This is a genomic window from Cryobacterium sp. MP_3.1, from assembly GCF_035984795.1.
GTDB classification, from domain to species: Bacteria; Actinomycetota; Actinomycetes; order Actinomycetales; family Microbacteriaceae; genus Cryobacterium; species Cryobacterium zongtaii.
Genome location: NZ_JAXCHV010000046.1, coordinates 1 through 20,401, shown reverse-complemented (window position 1 = coordinate 20,401; position 20,401 = coordinate 1). Strand labels below are relative to the sequence as shown.

Annotated in this window: 20 protein-coding genes; 6 read left to right on the top strand and 14 right to left on the bottom strand. The window is 66.2% G+C overall.

Annotated elements, in window-relative coordinates; all coding sequences use genetic code 11:
* Window positions 1–215 (top strand): transposase (locus RCH12_RS17730; protein ID WP_442784589.1); only part of this gene is annotated, 215 nt, incomplete at its 5' end.
* Between the two features lie 192 nt (window positions 216–407).
* Here the strand turns inward: RCH12_RS17730 and RCH12_RS17725 are convergent.
* The 8 genes from RCH12_RS17725 to RCH12_RS17690 all read right to left on the bottom strand — a co-directional run bounded on the left by RCH12_RS17725 (window position 408) and on the right by RCH12_RS17690 (window position 11,671).
* Window positions 408–1,046, bottom strand: coding sequence for a hypothetical protein (locus tag RCH12_RS17725; RefSeq protein ID WP_327017770.1), 639 nt, complete (start codon window positions 1,044–1,046; stop codon window positions 408–410).
* Window positions 1,043–5,563 (bottom strand): FtsK/SpoIIIE domain-containing protein, encoded by a 4,521-nt coding sequence (locus tag RCH12_RS17720; protein WP_327017769.1) that lies wholly within the window; start codon window positions 5,561–5,563, stop codon window positions 1,043–1,045. The genes RCH12_RS17725 and RCH12_RS17720 overlap by 4 nt, the downstream gene beginning before the upstream one ends.
* Window positions 5,564–5,645: 82 nt before the next feature.
* Window positions 5,646–6,980 (bottom strand): phosphoribosyltransferase, encoded by a 1,335-nt coding sequence (locus RCH12_RS17715; protein ID WP_327017768.1) that lies wholly within the window; start codon window positions 6,978–6,980, stop codon window positions 5,646–5,648.
* 59 nt (window positions 6,981–7,039) lie between these two features.
* The gene (locus tag RCH12_RS17710; RefSeq protein ID WP_327017767.1) at window positions 7,040–8,059 is read right to left on the bottom strand and encodes a hypothetical protein; all 1,020 of its coding nucleotides are present in this window, start codon (window positions 8,057–8,059) and stop codon (window positions 7,040–7,042) included.
* A gap of 342 nt (window positions 8,060–8,401) precedes the next feature.
* Window positions 8,402–9,106 carry a winged helix-turn-helix transcriptional regulator gene (locus tag RCH12_RS17705; protein ID WP_103429642.1) on the bottom strand — a complete coding sequence of 235 codons (705 nt, stop codon included), beginning with the start codon at window positions 9,104–9,106 and terminating at the stop codon, window positions 8,402–8,404.
* A gap of 6 nt (window positions 9,107–9,112) precedes the next feature.
* The gene (locus RCH12_RS17700) at window positions 9,113–9,547 is read right to left on the bottom strand and encodes a VOC family protein (protein ID WP_327017766.1); all 435 of its coding nucleotides are present in this window, start codon (window positions 9,545–9,547) and stop codon (window positions 9,113–9,115) included.
* A 199-nt stretch (window positions 9,548–9,746) separates the two neighbouring features.
* A complete protein-coding gene (locus tag RCH12_RS17695; RefSeq protein WP_088456535.1) occupies window positions 9,747–10,061 on the bottom strand; it encodes a hypothetical protein in 315 nt (104 codons plus the stop codon).
* A 38-nt stretch (window positions 10,062–10,099) separates the two neighbouring features.
* Entirely contained in the window at window positions 10,100–11,671 is a 1,572-nt protein-coding gene (locus RCH12_RS17690; protein WP_327017765.1) for an MFS transporter, read from the bottom strand.
* A gap of 72 nt (window positions 11,672–11,743) precedes the next feature.
* Here RCH12_RS17690 and RCH12_RS17685 point away from each other — a divergent pair, with 72 nt between their 5' ends.
* Window positions 11,744–12,256 (top strand): MarR family transcriptional regulator, encoded by a 513-nt coding sequence (locus RCH12_RS17685; RefSeq protein ID WP_327017764.1) that lies wholly within the window; start codon window positions 11,744–11,746, stop codon window positions 12,254–12,256.
* Window positions 12,257–12,259: 3 nt separating this feature from the next.
* Here RCH12_RS17685 and RCH12_RS17680 read toward each other — a convergent pair whose 3' ends face one another.
* On the bottom strand, window positions 12,260–12,721 hold the full coding sequence (locus tag RCH12_RS17680; protein WP_327017763.1) for an ester cyclase: 462 nt from the start codon (window positions 12,719–12,721) through the stop codon (window positions 12,260–12,262).
* A 51-nt stretch (window positions 12,722–12,772) separates the two neighbouring features.
* The gene (locus RCH12_RS17675) at window positions 12,773–13,366 is read right to left on the bottom strand and encodes a TetR/AcrR family transcriptional regulator (RefSeq protein ID WP_327017762.1); all 594 of its coding nucleotides are present in this window, start codon (window positions 13,364–13,366) and stop codon (window positions 12,773–12,775) included.
* A 162-nt stretch (window positions 13,367–13,528) separates the two neighbouring features.
* On the opposite strand from RCH12_RS17675, the gene RCH12_RS17670 reads away from it, so the two are divergent.
* Window positions 13,529–13,966: an SRPBCC domain-containing protein gene (locus RCH12_RS17670; protein ID WP_327017761.1), complete on the top strand. Its 438-nt coding sequence runs from the start codon at window positions 13,529–13,531 to the stop codon at window positions 13,964–13,966.
* A 47-nt stretch (window positions 13,967–14,013) separates the two neighbouring features.
* Here the strand turns inward: RCH12_RS17670 and RCH12_RS17665 are convergent, their stop codons facing one another.
* On the bottom strand, window positions 14,014–14,400 hold the full coding sequence (locus tag RCH12_RS17665; protein WP_327017760.1) for an MmcQ/YjbR family DNA-binding protein: 387 nt from the start codon (window positions 14,398–14,400) through the stop codon (window positions 14,014–14,016).
* A 150-nt stretch (window positions 14,401–14,550) separates the two neighbouring features.
* On the opposite strand from RCH12_RS17665, the gene RCH12_RS17660 reads away from it, so the two are divergent.
* Window positions 14,551–15,495: an NADPH:quinone oxidoreductase family protein gene (locus RCH12_RS17660; protein ID WP_327017759.1), complete on the top strand. Its 945-nt coding sequence runs from the start codon at window positions 14,551–14,553 to the stop codon at window positions 15,493–15,495.
* 24 nt (window positions 15,496–15,519) lie between these two features.
* On the opposite strand, the gene RCH12_RS17655 is transcribed toward RCH12_RS17660, so the two are convergent.
* Window positions 15,520–15,891: a three-helix bundle dimerization domain-containing protein gene (locus tag RCH12_RS17655; protein ID WP_327017758.1), complete on the bottom strand. Its 372-nt coding sequence runs from the start codon at window positions 15,889–15,891 to the stop codon at window positions 15,520–15,522.
* A 301-nt stretch (window positions 15,892–16,192) separates the two neighbouring features.
* Between RCH12_RS17655 and RCH12_RS17650 the strand changes: the two genes are divergently transcribed.
* Window positions 16,193–17,623: a protein kinase domain-containing protein gene (locus tag RCH12_RS17650; RefSeq protein WP_327017757.1), complete on the top strand. Its 1,431-nt coding sequence runs from the start codon at window positions 16,193–16,195 to the stop codon at window positions 17,621–17,623.
* Window positions 17,624–17,705: 82 nt separating this feature from the next.
* On the opposite strand, the gene ppk2 is transcribed toward RCH12_RS17650, so the two are convergent.
* Window positions 17,706–18,530 (bottom strand): polyphosphate kinase 2, encoded by an 825-nt coding sequence (ppk2, locus tag RCH12_RS17645; protein WP_327017756.1) that lies wholly within the window; start codon window positions 18,528–18,530, stop codon window positions 17,706–17,708.
* 149 nt (window positions 18,531–18,679) lie between these two features.
* Between ppk2 and RCH12_RS17640 the strand changes: the two genes are divergently transcribed.
* Window positions 18,680–19,660, top strand: a complete 981-nt coding sequence (locus RCH12_RS17640) for a diacylglycerol/lipid kinase family protein (RefSeq protein WP_327017755.1) — start codon at window positions 18,680–18,682, stop codon at window positions 19,658–19,660.
* 172 nt (window positions 19,661–19,832) lie between these two features.
* On the opposite strand, the gene RCH12_RS17635 is transcribed toward RCH12_RS17640, so the two are convergent.
* On the bottom strand, window positions 19,833–20,401 hold a 569-nt coding region (locus RCH12_RS17635), incomplete at its 5' end, for a bacteriorhodopsin (RefSeq protein ID WP_327017754.1).

Below are 20,401 nucleotides of genomic sequence, written 5' to 3'. Positions count from 1 at the left end.
GGCAGCGCGGCAGCAACGAGAACACCAACGGTCTACTGCGCCAGTACTTCCCGAAAGGCACCGACCTCTCCGGCTACCACCACGACTACCTCGACTACGTCGCCAACCAACTCAACGACCGCCCCCGCAAAACTCTCGACTGGAAAACCCCGAAAGAAGCCCTCAACGAGCTACTCTCGAACACACAACAGACCGGTGTTGCGCTGACCGGTTGAATCCGCCAGGCCATGACTGCGTATCGGTTCGCATCGTGGACGTTCAGCGCGTGCATGACCGTTGAGTCGGATTCTCCGGCGAGATGCGACCCGGATCCGCCCACTGTCGTCCATGGCTCAGGGTTCTGCCCACCTGTCCCTACAGCGACAAGGTCCTCATCGGCCGCCGACGCGGTGACATCAGGCTCCGACTCAACAGTCCGCCCCGGTCGCGTTGATGTCATACACCAACCAGGACTTCTGGGTCGGCTCGAAGATGACGGAGATGTCGACCACGCTCGTACGGTCGGGCGCCATCTCCTGAGCGCTTCCGTCTTCGTTGGTTCGCTGGTAACTGGAACCGTCTTGGCAGCCTGAGATATTCACGGCACTAAACGGGTAGACCTGGCCGTCGGGGCCGTTCAGGTCCGCCGAATAGGCGGCGGTCTGAGCGAAGGTGATCGTTCCGGTCACCACGGTCTTGCTCTCGGCGATTTCTGCGGCATCCGCCGTTACGAGTCGAAGAGCGGGGCCTGTCGCGACCCGCTCGAGAGTGGCCGGTTCTGCTCCATCCGCGGTGTTGACCACGATCCGCTGCGTGAAGAAGTCGGCGACTACATCCTGGGCCGCGCTCACAGCCTCAGCGTCGCTCATCGGCGCCTCGTGGATGGCCGCCGAGGCGCTGGGGCTGGATGTGGGAACCGTGGTCGCCGACGCCGTGGGCGCGGCCGTGGGCGGGCGATTCGGTGTGCTGGTACAACCGGATAGCAGCAGGCAGCCCACCACGACACCCAGGCCGACCAGCCCGCCTCGGGAGGACCGTCGGTGGCTGGGGCGGTTGATGCCGGTCATGGATGAGTTTCCTTGCTGACTGAATGGATGAAGAGCGGGCGCGGGAAGGCCACCTGCACCTGGATGGCCCGGCCGGCGTCGACGAGCAGGCCGCGGCCCGGTGGGAAGTCGCTGCGGGTGACCCGCGGGAAGGGGGTGCGGAACAGGCTGAGGCCATCCGTCTCTTCGGGTTGCAGCACGATGCCGGCCCTGGCGGTCTTCAGCTCGCTGTAGATCTGCCAGGCGCTGGCGGCGGTGACGGTATCGGTTTCGGCGATCACCGGCACACCGGAGCGGCGGGCCGCCTTGATCAGCCGGGCCACGGCGCCCTCGGCGGGCAGACCCTCGAAGTCGCCCACGTTCTCGACCACAATCAGGACGTCGGTGCTGCCGGTCGTGGCCGGTTGCTCCAGCACGGTCGCCAGGCGCACGGCCAACGCTTCGGCTTCGTCCGCGTCGGTAGAGAGCTCCGCCCAGTCGGTGACGTCGGCGAGGGCGCTGCGCCGGCCCACGAGCAGGTACGGTCGCAGCTCGGGCCGGGTCGCGCGCACCGACTGCAGGATAGTGGTCATGGTCGTCGTGCGGCCGGAGCCGAACGGGCCGGTGACCACGAAGAGTCCGTCCAGGGGCACGCCCACCGGTTCGAGGTTTTCGTCGCTGACCCCGAGGGTGGGCCGGCCGGCCACCTGCGCCGGCAGGTCGGCGAGCGGGATGTGCGCGGCCAGGCGCTCGACCCCGGTCGCGGCGTCGACGCCGGCGGCGCGCAGCCGAGCGGCGAGCTCCTCCACCCGGGTGGACTGCGCGGTGAGGTCGGCCGTGCCGCCCGGCACCGCCAGCTGAACCTCGTGGCCGTCGACCAGGCCACGGCCGGGCACAGCGTCGGCGAGCACGTCGGGGCGCACCCCGGCGGCCGAATACTCGCTCTCACCGGCCAGGCGCAACACGAGTCGCTGCCCCACGTTGGCCAGCAGCTGAGTGGGCAGCGCCCCCGACCGGTCGGCGGTGAGCACGAAGTGCACCCCCACCTGCCGGCCCGTGGCGGCGAGCTTGAGGAACCTGTCGAACAGCTCGCCGGCGCCGCGGAATTCGTAGTCGGCCCGGAACGCCGCCATGCCGTCCATGAGGACGAGCACCCGCGGTTCCGCGACGGCGGTGATGCGCCGGTAATCGCCGAGCGAGCCGGCCCTGGCCAGCGCGAACCGGGCGGCCCGGTCGTCCACCAGTTCGGCGAGGTCCTTGAACAGGCGGGTGGCCCGTTCGGTGTCGTCGCCGGCGATCACCGCGCCCACGGTGGGCAGCGACTCGAGCATGCTCAGGCCGCCGCCGGCGAAGTCGAGCCCGTAGACGGCGACCGGATGCGTCTCGGCCGCCGCCGAGGCGGCCACCGCGATCGTGCGGAGCGCCGCGGTCTTGCCCGCCCCGCCGGTGCCGAGGATGACCAGGTTGCCGATGGTGTCGAGGTCCAGGACGAACGGGGACTGCCGCTGTTCCTCGGGTTCGTCGAGCATCCCCACCGGCAGCAGCCCCTCGCCGGCGACGGGCAGCCCGGCCAGGTCGAACAGGGCCGGCAGCTGGTCGAGCCAGGGTTTGCGCGGCAGGGCCAGGGCGCGGCTGTCCGCGGCGCCGGCGATGGTGCGGGCCAGGCGTTCGATGTCGCGGGCTCCGCCGGCACTGCGGGTGCGGGCGACGTTGCTCGCCCAGGTGGCCCCGGGGCCGAAGGACAGGTCGGCCACCTCCACATCCGGTGCCGGCACCGAAGCCGACGCGGGCGGGGTCAGGCCGCCGAGGTAGGCGGTTTGGAAGTCGAGCACCCGGCCGGGGCCGAGCTTGGCCGCGGCGCGGCCGGGGGTTCCCGGGTCGAAGCCCGCGGCATCCGCCACGCCGAGCACGTCGTGGCTGTCGGCCTCGTCGGCCACCCGCAGCGCCACCCGCAGGTTGGTGTTGGCCCGCAAGCTGTCTTTGATCACGCCGGCGGGCCGCTGGGTGGCCATCACCAGGTGCAGGCCGAGCGACCGGCCGCGCTGGGCCACGTCGATGACGCCGTCGACGAACTCCGGCACCTCGGAGGCGAGGGCGGCGAACTCGTCGATCATCAGGATCAGCGCCGGCGGGGCGTCCGGGTCGGAGCGCTTCTCGAGCGTCTCGAGGTCTTTGGCGCCCTTGCTGTTCAGCAGGTGCTCACGGAACCTCAGCTCGGCGCGGAGCGACGTGAGCGCCCGGCGCACGAGGTGCGGGTTGAGGTCGGTGACCAGGCCCACGGTGTGCGGCAGGTCGACGCACTCGGCGAAGGCGGCGCCGCCCTTGTAGTCCACGAGCAGGAAGGTCACCCGGTCCGGTGCGTATTCCGCGGCGATGCCCATGATCCAGGTCTGCAGGAATTCGCTCTTGCCCGACCCCGTCGTACCACCGACGAGGGCGTGCGGCCCGTGCGTGCGCAGGTCGAGGTAGAACGGTTCGCTGGCACCCTGCCCGACGAGGGCACGGATGCCGCCGGCCTCGCGGGGGGTGCCGGGCACCCAGCTCGAGCTGAGGCTGTCGTTCTTCACCCAGCGCTGCAGGACAGCGGCGGTGTCGTCGGCCACGTCGCCGTCGTAGAGGTCGAGGAAGTTGACGCTGTGCGGCAGGTCGGTTTCGTCGAGCACCCGGGCGCCGATGTCTTCGACCGGGGCGAGGGCCCGGGCCGCCGTGGCGGCACCGACCGGGTCCACGGTCTCCAGGGCCGCGAGGGCCACCGTGCGCCCGACGCGCACGAATCCGACGTTTGTGCCGTCGGGCTGTACGTCGAGGTAGGTGCGGCAGACCACGGGCAGCGCCGCCACGGAGGGCGCCAGCCAGACCAGGAACACGCCGTGGTCGGCGCCCTCTTCGCTGAGCGCGACCAGGCGGGAGCGGTCGGCGGGCGCTTCGTTGGTCACCAGCACGATGATCGCCGGCCGGGCCGGGAGCCGGTCCACCGCGGCGGCGAGGTCGTCGGTGGCCGTGCGCGATTCGGTCAGCCGCGACCGCACCTGTTCGGCGCCGGATCCGGCCGTGCGGCGGGCCGCGATCAGGCCCTCCAGGGCGGCGAGCAGGGCCGTCGCGGCCGGGAAGTCCGCGGCGAGGCCGTTGACCCGCAGCGGACTGTGTGGGGAGTTCACGTGCGGCAGCCACTTCAGCCAGGCCCAGTCCGCGGTGGCGTCGCCGCCGGCGAAGGCCGTGACGACGAGGTCGGCCGGGGAATGCAGGCCGACCAACTGGGTGATCACGGCGCGGGCCGCATCCGCCGCCAGGGTCGACGAGCCGGCGATGCCGAGCGCACCGCAGCGGGCGAGGTTCTCCACGACGGGCACGCCGTCCACCTGGGCGTACTCGTCGATGATGGCGTTCACCCGGTGCCACTCGTCCACGGTGCCGGTGTGCTTGGACGGCAGCGCGACGGTGCTGCGGCTGCGCTGGGCACCCAGGCCCAGACGCACCTCCAGGAAACTGGCGTGTTCGGGTTTGCGGGTCCACAGCAACGCGGAATGCTCCTGCATCGCGGCCGCGATGGCGGCGGCGGACGGCGATTCGGCCAGCCGGGCGTCGATCTGGCTCTCGCGTTCCTCCGCCAGGCTGGCTTCGAGGTCGACGACGGCGGCGTCGAAGCGTGCGTTCTCGGCGCGGCCCTTACGGCGCCCCTGGATGCGGTTGTCGATCCAGGTACCGAGCAGGATGATCGGGGCCATGGCGATGAACAGCAGCGTGTACACCTGCCGGGTGGCCGCAAACAGCACCGCGCCCATGACCACCGGGGCGATCAGGGCGAGGGTCGGGAAGCGCTGCTTTTCCGGCGGGTTGGGCAGCTCGGGTGCGGTGAAGGTGCGGCCGAGATAGACCGGCTCAACGCGAGGCGAGCGGGAGAAGTCCGCGGCGGCCGGTTCCGCCGACGCCCCGGCCGGCACCGTCAGCGGGATGACCATGAGCACGGATGCGCCCAGCTGCAGCCGCGACGAGGCCGAGAGCAACGAGCGGTGGCAGAGGGCGCCGTCGACGGTGACCCCGGTGGCCGAGTTCAGGTCGGTGACGCTGATGGTGTCGCCCACCGTGATGGAGGCGTGCCGGCGCGACACATGCGGGTCGGTCAACGGCACCTGCGAGTCGGGGGCGCCACCGACGTAGTTCACGCCGGTGGCGATGGTGAACTCGTTGCCGGCATCCGGACCTTCGAGCACCCGCACGATCGCGGCGGCGGTGCCGAAGAGGTCATCGCCCTCCCGGCGTTCCAGGCTGGAGACCACTTCGACGGTGCAGCCGGAGCGCAGGTTCGACTCGTGGATGGTGGCGGACGGGTTGAGTAGCCGGGCCTGGGTCCGGCCGGGGTATTCCGCTCGCAGGGTGAGGTCCGGGACCAGCCCCGGGGGCTGGGCGCCGGCCGTGTCTGCCGAGAGCCCCGGTGTCCCGCGAACCGTTCGGCTGGAGAGGTGTCTGGCGATGTCGCTCACCGTGGCGGTGACATCCGCCGTCACGACGACGTCACCCACCACCCCGGACACATCTTTTACGGCAAGTCGAAGCTTCATTGTTGTTCCCCCAGGGGCGACCATACGGCATGGGGCCCCCGGATGGCGCTTTTTTGCGTCTGATCGGGAAACTTCGTGGTGCCTAGGCGGGCTCCGCGGTGTTCGGCGGCACCAGGTGGCGGGCGAACCAGTCGGCGGCCAACTCGGCGGCGGCGCCCAGGGCGCCCGGTTCCTCGAACAGGTGGGTGGCGCCGGGTATGACGGCCAGCCGGTTCTCGCAGCGCAGGTGTTTCTGTGCCTCGCGGTTGCCCTCCAGCACGGTGATATCGGCACCGCCGACGATGAGCAGGGTGGGCGCGGTCACCAGCGGCAGTCTCGTTCCGGCCAGGTCGGGCCGGCCCCCGCGAGACACGACAGCGGCAATATGCGTCTCGGCATCGCCGGCCGCCCACAGGGCTGCGGCGGCTCCGGTGCTGGCACCGAAGTAGCCGATCCGGCATCCGGCGGTGTCGGACCGGTCGGTCAGCCAGCCGGTGACGGCGACCAGTCGCCGGCCCAGCAGCTCGATGTCGAAGACGTTCCCCCGGTCCAGCTCCTCCTCCGGCGTGAGCAGGTCGAACAGGAGGATGCCCAGCCCGGCCTCGAACAGCACATCGGCCACGTACTGGTTGCGGGGGCTGTGCCGGCTGCTGCCGCTCCCGTGGGCGAAGAGCACCACGCCGGTCGGCGACGCGGGCAGGTGCAGATGCCCGTTCAGGGGCACAGTGTCGACGGGGATCTCGACCTCGTCGTCGACCCCCGCCTTGAGGTCCGAGTCGCCCGCACCCGACGGCCCGGTGAGCCGGCGTGCCGCCTCGTCTAGCAGCCGAGCGACCTCGTCGTCGGTTGTGGCCGAGAAGTCGGTGTAGAACTGGCCGACCGCCCAGAAGGTCTCCGGCGCCGCCAGGTAGACGATGTCGTCTGCGCCGGTCATCTCCGCCAGGGTCGAGGCGGCGATCACGGGCACCGCGAGGATCACGGTCGCGGCGCCGAACCTGCGGGCCACGTCGCACGCCACTCGTGCTGTCGCCCCCGTAGCCACCCCGTCATCCACGATCACGACGGTGCGGCCATCGAGTGGGATCCGGTCGCGGCCCGGCCGAAGTCGCTCGACCCGCGCGTCGAGGTTCACCCGCTCGCGAGCTTCGACCGCGCTCACCTCGGCGTCGGTCACCCCGGTCAAGGCCACGGTCGATTCGTCGATGAGTTGCTCGCCGCCCTCACCGATGGCGCCCATCGCGAATTCGGGCTGGAAGGGCACGCCGAGCTTGCGCACGACGATGACGTCGAGAGGGACGTCGAGTGACGCGGCGACCTCGTACGCCACCGGCACTCCCCCGCGGGGAATGCCGAGCACCACAATGTCCTGCCCACGCAGGTAGTCGAGCTGCAGGGCCAGCCGACGACCGGCTTCCACGCGATCAGTGAAGAGCACCATCGACCCATGATCGTCCCCCACGCCCTCTGCCGCTAGACATCACATCCAGAGTGCGGCCATCACTGACTACACGGGCCCGACTTCCCCGGCTTCGGGTCGGCCCAGCTCGGCTTACCAGTCCGACCGCTCAGCAGGGCGACGGATCGCACGGCGATGCTCCCAATCAGCATCGTGGCGACCCCAATGGCGAGCCACGCCCACACCGCGTGGCCGGGACCGCCCCAGAGCGCCAACCAGTGTGCCGTATAGGTTCCGCTGGATGCCGCGGTGAACGTGAATGCCCAGAACCCCAGTGTGAAAGGCAGCCGCCAGTAGGTGCCCAGCATCATCAGTTGCACGAGAATCAGCACGACGAAGGCACCGAGCAACATCGTCTCGACCAGGTCGACGCGGCCGCCGTTGACCGCGAACCACGCGTTTCCGGCGACCGCCGGCGGTGCGGACCAGATCGCGAAGGTCGGCAGGAGAGCGTCGGGCGGCGCCGGGCGGAACGCCATCCGCGCCAGGATGATTGTGCCCAGCATCAGCCAAAACAAGATGCCGACAGCGATGGCCGCTTCGCCCAACAACGTCCAGCCGAACGTGCCTGCCCCCTGCCCGATGATGAACGCTGCGGCGACGGTGGGCAACAGGTAGCCGCCGTGGATGCTGTCGATGCTGCGCTCGCGGAGAGCGAACTGAGCAAGAAACCAGGCGCCGAAGAGCAGGCCGATCACCATGAACACACCCGTGGCGATGCGGCCGGCGATCGGGAAATACTGCGCGTAGTGGGTGCAGACCAACAACGCCGACGTCGGTGCGAGCGACGCGAAAGGCCCCTGCACGGGGTCGCGAAGATCCTCGCCGATGCTGCCGCCGTGATAACCGGCTCGCCGGAGGTAGTTCGTGACGACGACGATCAAGGCGGCTGCCGCGAGAATCCACAGTCCCTCGGCGATGATGTTCGGCGTGAGCGAGGTGTGTGCGGCCATGGTCCAGGTGCCGGCCAGGCCGGACAGCCCGAACGGGATGCCAAGGCTGCTCAGCGGAGCCCGACCGGTGCGGGTGCTGCGGACGCGCGACCTCGGCGCAGGTGTCATGGCGTTGTCTCCTCGCGGACGGACGTGGCTGGTGAGCGTCGTGCCCACATCGTCAGGCATCTCGATCCCGCCCGGTCAACGCTACGCGGGGTAAAGCGGGACTTTCGTCACAGTGAGGCTCGACCGACCCGATGGTTTCGAGTCTCGGAGTTTTGAGGCACTCGGTGCAACACCCGGAGACTCAAAGGCCGCCGCCAAGGTCGGCAATGGGCTGTCTGTCGTCCCTGATCTTGTCGCAGAAGCGGCAGCCGTGGTACCTCGGCGCGTCCGGCGAGTCCTGCTTGATGACCCATTTGTGCAACCCGAGCCGGCATCGAAGTCGTCGTTTCATCTTCAGCTCCCTCAGGTCAAGGTGACGCCGTTTACCTCCCAAGCTACGCCGGACGACAAGGTCGCGCTCGTGATCAGGCGACCAGATTTGAAGGTGCTCGCGAAACGGTCGAGCAGGTCGGCACGTCCGTCTAGCACCTTGATCACCCCCGTTGTGATCGCACGAGCCGGTGCGAGCTCACCCAGAATGAGCAGGTGGATGTCCGGACCGGCCACAAAGGCGAGGTCTGCAGGTCCGGCCCCGCGGGTCACGTCCAGGGTGCTGCCCTTTACCCTGATGAGCAGCTCGGCGCCACCGAATTGCGCCGCGTAGGCGGTGGGGGGCAGCTTCGCTGCCACCTGGGCGCGGAACGTCGTTCGCAGATCCATCGTCAGCGAGTCGGGAGTGATGACTTGCTCATCTCGCGGCTCACCCATCGCCTTGAAACCCCAGGCGCCGAACGCGAGCACAACGGGCTCGAGCTCCCGGCCGTACGGCGTCAGCTCGTAGACGATCACGCGCGAGCGCGGTGCCCGGCGGATCACACCGGCCGACTGCAGTTCCTTGAGTCGCGCCGCCAGGATGTTGCTCGGGATCCGGGGCAGTCCCTCAGCGAGTTCTCCATAGCGGCGCGGCCCAACGAGCAGGTCGCGAACAATGAGCAGGGCCCAGCGCTCGCCCACGAGTTCCATGGCGCGGGAGACACCGGAGTACTGCCCATAGTCGCGTGCAGCCATCGCTGGCTAGGCCTGCTGGTTCAGGACGGCGCCCGACCCCTGCTCGGCGGCAACGGGCTCCATGTAGCCGAACTCGACAATGTTGCCGTCGGGGTCAGTGAGTTGACGCTGATACATGAAGCCGTAGTCGGAAGGCTCCTGCGCCTCCGTGCCTCCGGCTGCGACGCCCCCGGCGACGCTGGCGTCTACCGCCTCCCGGCTGTCCAGGAAGATTGCGGTCGACACCGACGGGTTCACGGCCGGGTCACCGAGGGGAAGCTCGGTGAAGGTTTGGAAATACTCGCGGACCAGCAGCATGATCGCGCTGTGATCCTCCTCTACGACGACGCATGCCGCGTTGTGATCAGTGAAAAGCGGGTTGATGGTGAATCCGATCGCCGTGTAGAAGGCCTTCGCGCGATCCAGATCGGTCACCGGCAGATTGACGAACATCGAAGTCATGGTGCTCTTCCTTTCCTGGGTTCGGTATCACTGAGGGGTCCGGAGATGGACACCATCCACACTTGCAAAAAACAAGTACCGTGTCAAGGGTTGGGCGCCTTCTCGGTGACCGCCCCTGCGGCAGGATCGGAGTCGGTGGCCGCGGCCTCCAGTCGTTCCGGTGCGAAAGCCTGTCCGGTACGCCTGCGCGAGGCGCTGCCTACCGGAAGGGCACAGGGACGTGGGCCGCCTTGGCCCAGTCGAACCGGATGCGTTGACCGCCGGTTTCGTTCAGGATGTAGGCCTCGAGCTTCATGACGCGATGGTCGGCGATTGCCTGATCGGTTCCCACGATGTCGAATCGATACCTGCTGGAGTGCTCGGTCACGAGGACCGCACCGATGCCGGGAAAGATGACGAACATTTGATCCGTGAACAACAGTGTGTGTTCGTAGTGCCGACGAAGATTCTGACCCAGTTGCGGGAAACTGCGGAGCGATTCAACCGGGCGCACGATGGCTGTCATGGTGATCATGATGCAATCCTCAGCCCGCAAGGTAAGCACCAGGTTAACTACCGGTGGGCGTCTGCTGGGAATGCACGCGTTCCCACTTCGCGCTGGGCGGGTGCGACGAAGAAGGTGATGATCGACGCAATGACCAGGATCACGGCCCCGGCGAGCATCGCCGCGCTGAACCCGACCGCGAACGCTTCGCGGGCAGCACGTGCGAGGGCATCGCCTTCCGGACCGAATGAATCAGCGATGCCGATCGCGGCACCGGCGCCGGCGTCGACGACTTGGCGCACCTGGTCGGGAATCCCGTCAAGCGCCGGCTTGATGTCGCTCCGGTAGAAGCTGATCAGGATACTCGAGAGCACGGCGATTCCGAGCACGCCGCCTACCTCGCGGGTGATGTCGTTGACGGCGCTCGCGACGGAGCGCCGCTCCGCGGGGAGACCCTCGATGATGAGTTGGGTTCCGGGGGTGATCCCCATGCCAAACCCGATGCCGAACAGCAGGACGCCGGCTCCCAACACCCAGATCGAAGCATCCACCCCGCCGGTCAGGCCCACTGCGCAGACGAAGAGCCCGACCCCCATGATCAGCAAGCCCAATGAACCGGGTACGCGTGCCCCGAACCGCTTTTCGAGTGCGGCCGATATCCCGATGCCGGCTCCGACGCCGACGGGAACGATGAGCAGGGCCAGAGCGGCTCCGAGCGGCGTGTACTCCAACACGATTTGCAGATATTGCGGCGAGAGGACGAAGAACCCGAGCGAGGCGAAAAACTGAACGGTGACGATGAGGGATCCCGCGGCCAGTCCACGATTGGCGAACAGCCTCACGTCGAGCGACGGATCTTTCGCACGCAACTGGTGCACGACGAACGCCACGAAACCCAGGGCACCGACGCCGAGCGCCAGCAGGGTGACAGGGTCGAGCCATCCGCGCTGAGGGCCCTCAACCACGCCGAAGACGAGCCCGGCCAAAGCGACGATCGACCAGAGTGCGCCCAACGGGTCGAGAGAAAGCCGCGGGTTGCGATTCTGCGCGACGAGCATCAGTACCGGGATGATCAGGGCAACCGCGACGCCGCCGAACAACAGTTGCACGCTTCCCCACCAATACGCTTCGAGGAGAGCACCGGCGATGATCGTGCCGGCTACCGCGCCGGCAGAGCTGACCCCCGACCACACTCCGATGGCAAAAGTTCGTCGCTCGGGCGGATACGCGTCGACGAGCGCGGAGAGGGTGACGGGAAAGACCGCGGCGGCGCCCACCCCGGCAAGGGCCCGCAGTGCGATGAACCAGCCGGGGTCTGGCGCGAACGCTGACGCCAGGTTGGCCGCCCCGAAGATCAGCAAGCCGATGACGAGAATCGTGCGCCGCCCGACTCGGTCAGCAGCGATGCCCGCAGTGAGAAGCAGGGCGGCGAAGGTCAGGGCGTACGCATCGATGATCCAGGTCAGCTCGGACTGGTCAGCCTCAAGATCGATCGCGATGTCGGGCAAGGCGATCGCCAGTGCCGAGTTGCCCGCAACGACGAGCGCGAGAGCGGCGCAGAGCACAATAAGCAGCCCACGAAGCTGAGTCGGATTGAGCGGCTTGTGCGGTGCAGCAGTGGTGGGTGGGAGTGCGGTCATGACTGTTCCCTTCTTTTAGCTCCTTTACCGAGTGTCTCCGTTACCGAACGAAATGTCAACTATGATGTGGACATGGCGAAAGACAGGGACATCCCGGGAGCGGAGCAGGTCGAGCGCGGCAGAATGTCGGCTGCAGAACTGTCGTGGGCGCTGCGCTCGGTGAATCGCGCCGCGTCCCAGCTCGAGCACGCCCTGGCGACCAAGGTGCGACTGCGCACCCTCGACTTCGAGGCGATGGGTCACATCATGGATCTGGAAGGAACCCAGCTCGGGCCGGCCGAACTTGGCCACCGTTTGGGCATCAGTACCGGCTCGGCGACCGAACTGGCGGACCGCCTCGAATCTGCGGGCCATATCTTGCGCGCGCGGGATGCGACTGACCGGCGTCGAGTCAACCTGGTGCCGCAGGCTTCCGCCGTGGGTCGCATCCTCGGAGAGCTCGCCCCGCTTTTCACCGCGCTCGACAGCCTCGCACTCGAATTCTCACCCGAGGAGCAGGCCGCGATCAGTCGATATCTGCGTGCCGCGGCAGACGAGCTCCAGACGCACTCTGAGACACTCACCTCGGCTTCATCTGACGAGTAATGATCAGCCGGCGCCGACCTGCAGTTGAGTCATGAGGTCCAGGGTGTCAGCGTTGAGCCAGTACTCAACGACCCGGTCGTTCGCGATTCGCAGGATGTCGGTGCCGTGGAAGGACACTTCCGTACCCACCGGCGCTCCGGCCCCGGGCATGCCGCCGCCGTAGTGTCCGGTTGCCACCCAACGAACCACGACGTGGGCGCCGTCGACGAGGGGTCCGACGTCGATCGAGAAGACGAGGTCGGACATGAGCGATCTCATCTGCACGACGAGGTCCTTCATTCCGGAGACGCCGCCCACGGCACTGCCGTCGCCTCCGCCGAACATGGCTGCGTGAACGCGGTTGTCGTCGGAGATGATCTCCTCGGCGATCGCTTCGTCGCCGTTCCACATGGCGACCCAGTTGGCGACGAGTCTGTTCGCCGCATCCGGGTCAGCAGCGGCGAGGGTGTTGTCGGTGTTTCCCATGTTCTTCTCCAATGCGATTGTCGTTCTCGGTGGGGTGAACTGGTCTGGGGTCTATCTGGTGGCGGGACGCGGAGTGGGGATTTCGGCCCACTGGTCGAGGGCTACGATGAAGCCGTGAACGAGCCTGTCGAAGCTCCGATCGACGTCCGCGCTCCACCGGAACGCTCCAGCGGTCTCGTAGGCGACGAACCCGTGCAAGGTGGAGCGAAACGCTCGGATGGCATCGACCGCGTCGTCACCCTCGAGGTGGTAAGCCGTCAACACGTCAGCGATGACCTGAATCGCCGCGATGGAGACAGCTTCATCTTCGACGTCACCGGGAGCAGGCATCAGGTTGGCTGCCTCGTACCGGGCGGGGTGCTTCAGCGCCCAGTCACGGTAGGCATGAGACATCGCGGAGATCGCGTCCGCCCCGGAGCGGCCCACTGACGCTCGAGCAAGCACCTCACCCAGGTCCCGCTTGGCGTGCACGGCGATGTCGCGGTGGAGGCCGGCCATCGAATCGATGTGCTTGTAGAGCGAGGGCTGCCTGATGCCGAGGCGCTCGGCCAGGGCGGCAAGGGTGAGGGTGTTCAGGCCGACCTCGTCGGCCATCGCGGCCGCTTCCTCCGCCACCCGGTCCCGGTTCAATCCCGCCCTAGGCATGGGTGCAGTCGTTCGTTGCGTTCATGAGGCTAAGGATGCCCAGCTATCTGGCTACTGTCAATAGCTTTTGACCAAATTAGCTATTGACGATAGCTAGAAAGCGATGCATGCTAGCTGCACTAGCAACTCCCCCGCACCTGGAACCAGAAAGAGGACAACACCATGAGCATTGTCTTGGCCACCACGATCGACATCGCGGCCACGCCCGAAGAGGTTTGGGAGGTCCTTTCCGACTTCCCCGCTTACGGCGACTGGAGCAACTTCTCTCGTATAGATGGGGCCCCGAAACTCGGGAACAGACTCAAAATGCGTATGCCCGGGTTCTGGTTCACATCGACGGTCACCGCCGTCACCGAGAGCCAGGAGCTGCAGTGGTCGGCGAAGATCATCACGGCGGCCCTGTTCCTCGGCGAGCACAACTTCACCCTCGTCCGCAAAAACGACGGCAGCACTCAGGTCACCAACACCGAGACCTTCTCCGGCGCCCTCACCAGGCCCTTCGAAGGTCTCTTCGCAAAGAATCACAACGCGGGAGGGTATGTCGCGTTCAATCAATCGTTGAAGAGCCGGGTGGAGAGCCGGGCGTCTATCCTTCGTTAGGCCGATGTCGCGGGCGTGCTGCTGAAGTCACTCTTCCGAGGGGGGGGTCACGGTTCTCTCCGGCCGAACGTTCGGGGGTCGACCGGCCGCGTGGCACGGGGCAGGCCAGCAATGACGAGCCGGTAGGACTCGGTGACGAGGTCGTCAACGAGATCCTTCTCCAGGGTTCCGTCGGGATGCAAGGTAATCCAGTGCTGCTTGTTCATGTGGTAGCCGGGGGTGATGTCCGCGAACTGCTCGCGCAGAGCTCTTGCGTCCTCCGGGTCGGCCTTGAGGATCACGATCGGCTCACCGGTGACCTCGGTCATCAGCATGAAGACCTTTTCGCGCACCTTAAAGACGTCCCAATCCGGCCCGAACGGATGCTCCAACCCGGCTCCCGGAAGCTCCCAGACGCGATTACGCGCATGCTGCCGCAGCGTGTCGCCTTTCATAGTCACTCTCCTGAGGCCTCTCTCGCTCCGCACGGTGTCGCGGCTGCGCTCCCATTCCAGCAGACAGCGGATGATTGAGTCATGAGTCCACACGGCACGATGATGCGCGCGCTGCGAAATACCACGCACGGCGGACCACGACTGCTACAGATGCAGGGAATCCCCATCCCGAGCCGCGGCCCGGGAGAGGTACTCGTAGAAGTACATGCCGCTGGTGTCGCGTACCCTGACGTGCTGCAGTCGCGCGGCGAGTATCAGCTGAAGGTTCCGCTTCCATTCACTGTGGGATGTGAGTTCTCCGGCGTCGTTGTCGACGCTGATCCCGATTCAGGATTCGTCGCCGGCGACCGGGTCCTCGGCGTAGCTGGTTCCGGCGCGTTTGCCGAGTACGTCGTCACCCCTGCCGATCGGGTGTTGCCCATGCCCGACAGTGTCGACTTCATCCAGGGTGCGGCGATGCCGATCAATGTGCTCAGCGCGCAATTCGCCCTGGGCGAGCGCGGCAATCTTCGTGCCGGTGAGACGGTACTCATCCACGGCGCCGCGGGCGGGCTCGGAGTGGCGCTCACCCAACAGGCGAAGCTACGCGGTGCACACGTCATCGCCGTGGTCTCCACGCCCGAGAAGGCCGCACTGGCACGAAGCATCGGTGCGGATGACGTCCTCTCCCCCTTCGACTTCCTCACCGAGGTCCGCCGCATCACGGATGGGCGTGGTGTGGACATGGTGTTGGATCCGGTGGGCGGTGAGCGCTTCACGGATTCGCTGCGGGCGCTCACCACCCGCGGCCGCTTGCTCGTTCTCGGCTTCACCGGGGGGAGCATCCCGACCGTCCGGGTGAACCGCCTCCTTCTGACCAACACGACGATCATTGGTGTCGCCTGGGAAGGCCTCATGCCCACAACGTCGGTGTCTCTCCGAGACCAGTGGGAACGGCTTGCTCCTGATGTGGCCCGGGGTGCGCTCGCGCCGGTCATCGGCGAGGTGGTCCCGTTCGCCCAGGCGCCGGAAGCAATCGCCGCGCTGGATGAGCGCCGCGCGCTCGGAAAGACCGTTCTTCGCATCCGTGGCGACGGATCGGCAGCTACGAGGTAAACCACTCACTGAGGTTGGCGCACATCAGCGTTCGTTCGCGCTGGTGCCGCCGAGCAGATCGCCAAGCAGGGGCCCACGATGTCCCTCACGACTTGCGCGCTCGACTTCCATCGGGTCCAGGTCCGGGTCACCGTCCGGCAGCGCACGGTCCGGCAGCGGACCCAGCGCTTCGAGTTGTTCGACCACGACGACCGACTCTTTCGCTTCCTTCTTCAGCAGCTTCTTCGCGGCCTTCTCGACCAGGACCGGCACGAAGTCGCGGACCCGACCCCCATCCAACTTCCCGTGCTCCTCGTCGACGACGTCCGCGATATGGCCGCGCTCCAGGCTCGGGAACCGTTCCGCCAACCGATCGATCACCTGATCGATGGCCTGAGTTTCATCCAGCTCGCTCATGTGGACATTCTCTACTGGCGGCGCTCCCCCCGACAACAGCTGGCAGTACCAAATGTGCACGCGACCGGAACCTCACGCTCACCGCCGTGGGCACCGCAGTTATGTCCCTGATGATCGACAGCATCCACGTGACAGTTGCCAGCATCGGCTGATGACCGTGCTGACGACCGGCACAGGAGGCAACCGCGTGAAGCAGAGACCAATTTGTGCGTCGGACGTGACATATTCGCCTCGAGCTACGTCTCAGAAGTGGATACTCCGGACCGCCTGTGGTGGAGGCGCCACGAAACAAGGGTTCACTATGGACGCAATCACACTGGCCGGACGCTCTCCAGAGGTCACCGCTGCCCGGCCACCGCGACTGCGCGGACGTTACCGCTTGCTGGAACTGATTGGTCGAGGCGGCGAGGGTTCTGTCTACCGCGCGAGGGACGAGACGCTGGGTCGCGATGTCGCGGTGAAGGTCTTCGAGGCGTCCGCGACAACCGAGAAGGACATCCGTCGTCAGGAAGACGAGGTGAACCTCCTGGCGAGCCTGAGCCACCACAGCCTCGTCACCCTGCTCGATGCGGGCGTCGACCGCACGGATGCGGCCCGGCCACGTGTATTTTTCGTCATGGAGCTCGTCACCGGCGCCGATCTCAAGGTCCAGCTCGAGCGGGGCACTCTCACCACTCGTCAAATAGCGCACCTCGGCTACGACCTGGCCGAAGGACTGCAGTACATCCACGATCGGGGAGTTGTGCATCGGGACGTCAAGCCGGCCAACATCCTGCTTGTCGACTACAACCACGGCGGCGCTCGATACCGCGCGAAGCTGACCGATTTCGGCATCGCCCTGGTCGGCGCCATCGACCGCCGAGACCCGGATGCCGTGACGACGGGCACGGCCGCCTACCTCAGTCCCGAACAGACGCGGGGACAGACGCTCGGCTCGGCCAGCGATATCTACTCGCTGGGGCTTGTTCTTCTTGAGTGCTTCACTCGCACCCTCGCGTTTCCCGGTGACCCGATCCCGTCGGCACTGGCCCGGCTCCGAAACGATCCCTCCATTCCGCCCGGCATCGCCCCGGAATGGCGGGCGCTGCTGGCTGCCATGACCGCCCGCGACCCGAAGGACCGCCCCTCCATCCACGACCTGGTTGCGGCGCTTCGCCAGATGGTCGCTGCCGAGACCGGCCGGCACCGGGATGTGGCGGCCATCCCCGCGCCCTCGACCGAGGAAGCCCGGATGCTCGCGGTCGCGCGCTATCGACTGCCGGAAGCACCGGCCGACGGGGCCTTCGACCGCGTCACGGCCATTGCCGCCCGAGTGTTCTCCGTTCCGGTCGCGCTCGTCACGATCGTCGACCAGGACCGGATCTGGTTCACGTCTCACCACGGCCTGGAGATCGACCACATTGAGAGGCACCCGGGGCTCTGCGCCTCGGCGATCCTGGACGACGTGCCCTGGGTAGTCGAGGATGCCCGGTTCGACCCCCGGACGCTGGCCAATCCCCTCGTCGCCAGCGATTTCGGCCTCCAGTTCTACGCCGGGGTGCCGTTGCGCACCCGCGATGGACACAACCTCGGCACCCTGTGCGTTCTCGACTTCGAACCGCGCCAGGCGTCGGAAGAGGAACTCGCCACCCTCCGCGACCTCGCTGCGGTGGTCATGAGCGAAATGGAACTGCGCCTAGAAGGCCGGCGATCTGCTTTGGCGCTCAAAGGCGCTACTTCGACGCCGAGCTGACACGCCGTACCCGCCGGGTCACCGTGTACTCGCCTGACGCCCTGCGAGCCGCGGAGCACCCTGCGCGAAGCATGAGACCTCTCTATTTCTTCTTCAGAGTGTTGGCGTGATCAGTGACCAGGCTCGCCTCATCCTTTGGGGGCCGCTCGTAGTCATTTGCTTCCGGGCGATCGGGAATAGTCACTTCGTCCGGCACCCGGTGCTCATAGGGGATGTTGGACAGAAGGTGCTTGATTGAGTTGATTCGTGCCGCACGCTTGTCATCGCTCTCAACCGTCCACCACCGTGCAAACGGAAGGTCCGTGACAGCGAACAAGTCATCCTTGGCTCGCGAGTAGTCCTCCCAGCGGGTAATCGAAAAGAGGTCCGTCTCGGAGAGTTTCCACCGGCGCATCGGATCTTCCAGTCGAGAACGGAACCGGTCTTCCTGGACCTTGTCAGACACAGAGAACCAGAACTTCACCAGAATGATCCCCTCGTCAACGAGCATCTTTTCCACCAAGGGCACCTGCTCGAGAAACAGACGGTACTGGTCATCGGTGCAATATCCCATCACCCGTTCGACGCCACCACGGTTGTACCAAGAGCGGTCCATCAAGACGATCTCCCCGGCGGTGGGTAGCCGTTCAATGTAGCGCTGGAAATACCACTGGCCCGTCTCTCGCTCGCTCGGAGTGGGAAGTGCGACGACCCGGGCGGAGCGCGGATTCAAATACTGGACGATCCGCTTAATCGCGCCGCCCTTGCCCGCGGCGTCTCGACCCTCGAAGATGACCAGCACCCGCGCCCCGGTCTCAATGACCCATTGCTGCATGCCTACGAGCTCGGCTTGCAACCGTTCCAGCTCATCCTCATATAGAGGTTTCGGAACGCGCTTGACCGCACCTGTTTTCTTCGACTTCGACACGGCTGTCCCTTCAACGACCTACGGCAGCAGGCCGAAACACGCGGCCGGGACGATCATAAATCCTGTGCGGCGACAAGCGCGAGGGTAGAGCGCAGATTCGTTCCCTGCGAGCATACTCATCTCTGTACGGCCTGGTTTACAGTGGCTCAATGAGTGATGTCACGCTTCGGAACGCCGCTGTCATTTACAACCCTGTCAAGGTCGATCTCGATGCCCTCCGAAACGCTGTGAATGCGGAGGCAGCGGCCGGGGGGTGGTCTGAGAGCGTCTGGTTTGAAACGTCCGTCGACGATGTCGGCCAGGGCGTGACCGCGAAAGCGTTGGAACTCGGCGTCGACTTGATCATCGTCGCCGGCGGTGACGGTACCGTGCGCGCTGTCATCGAGGCCGTCCGCGGGCACGACGTGCCCGTTGGGCTGATACCCTCCGGAACGGGCAACCTCCTCGCCCGCAATCTCGACCTCACCCTCAGCGACATGCACGACAGCGTGCGCGCGGTATTTACCGGTGAGGATCGCGCCATTGATCTGGGCATGATTCGTATCGAGCGAGACGACAAGTCGCGCGACGAGCACGCGTTCGTGGTGATGGCAGGTTTGGGCCTTGACGCAAAGATGATCACGAACACTGACGAAGATCTCAAGGCAAAAGCTGGCTGGGCAGCCTATGTGAAAGCAATCGTCAAGTCTCTGCGTGACCCGGATGAGCTGCACATGCGATTCCAGATCAACGACGGCGCTGCCAAGCGAGCAACGGTGCACACCCTGATCCTCGGCAACTGCGGATCGTTGCCGGCCAATATCTTGCTGATGCCCGAAGCAGTGCTGGATGACGGTTTGTTCGATGTCATGATGACCCGGCCAGGCGGTGCACTGGGCTGGATCAGGGTCTGGGTGAAAGTGGCCTGGACCAACGGCATCGTACGTCGAACCAAAGCGGGCAAGGCCCTCGCCGGGGAGCATAAGAACGACGGCGACCTGCGCTATGAAACCGGCTCTGTCTTCACCGCACGCTTCTCTCGACCCGAGGAAATAGAACTCGACGGCGACGCTTTCGGCAAAGCCGTTGCCTTCAAAGCCTGGATCGAGCCCCGCAAGCTCCGCATCCGCATCCCAGTCACAACCGCATAAGAATCCTCGCACCAAGCACACCACCCAGAACTTGCCGGCGGAGTATCTGCATCACGCGGAGAACCGCAACGAGTGACCTGCCCATTCGAAGTCACCCGTCGGGGCCTTGGCGCCGATGTCGACGCCCGTGCTGACAAAGTCACGCCTAGCATGATCGTGGACCGCCAGAAAGTCAGACGCGCGCGGGCGCCTCATCACGGGAGCGCTCAATACCGGCGAACGTCGGGTCGTCGTCGAAAGACTTAATGCGTGCCACCTGGAAGATGATCAGAGCATAGACGGCCTTCGCCAGAATGTCGGCGACCGAATAGCCGACCTGTTTGTAGACCCAGGCATCAGGACCGGCGATGTCCAGCAACGGCAACAGATAGGCAATCGGGTAGACACCCCAGCTCAGCAACAGCAAGAAACGCAGCTGGCTCAGGATGCGGCGCACTCCCACGGGTTGTTTGTTCAGCGACTTACCCAGCTGCACGAACAGCACATAGAGAATGTAGGCGAACGGGATGGTGGACAGCAGCCCGAACAGGCCACGGATGCCGTTGTCGCCACTGATCTCTCCGGGGTAGCCGAGGATGATCATGAGCGCGGCGGCCGGAACGAGCCGCACGAGCAGCCCACGTTGCACCGACCGGGCCAGCGCGAGCACCCTACGTGTCAGGGTGAGTTGAGGCCAGTAGCTCAGAGCAAGTCCGCCGTTTGACGTAGGGCGAGAATCAGGAAGTCCCACCATGTCCAGCC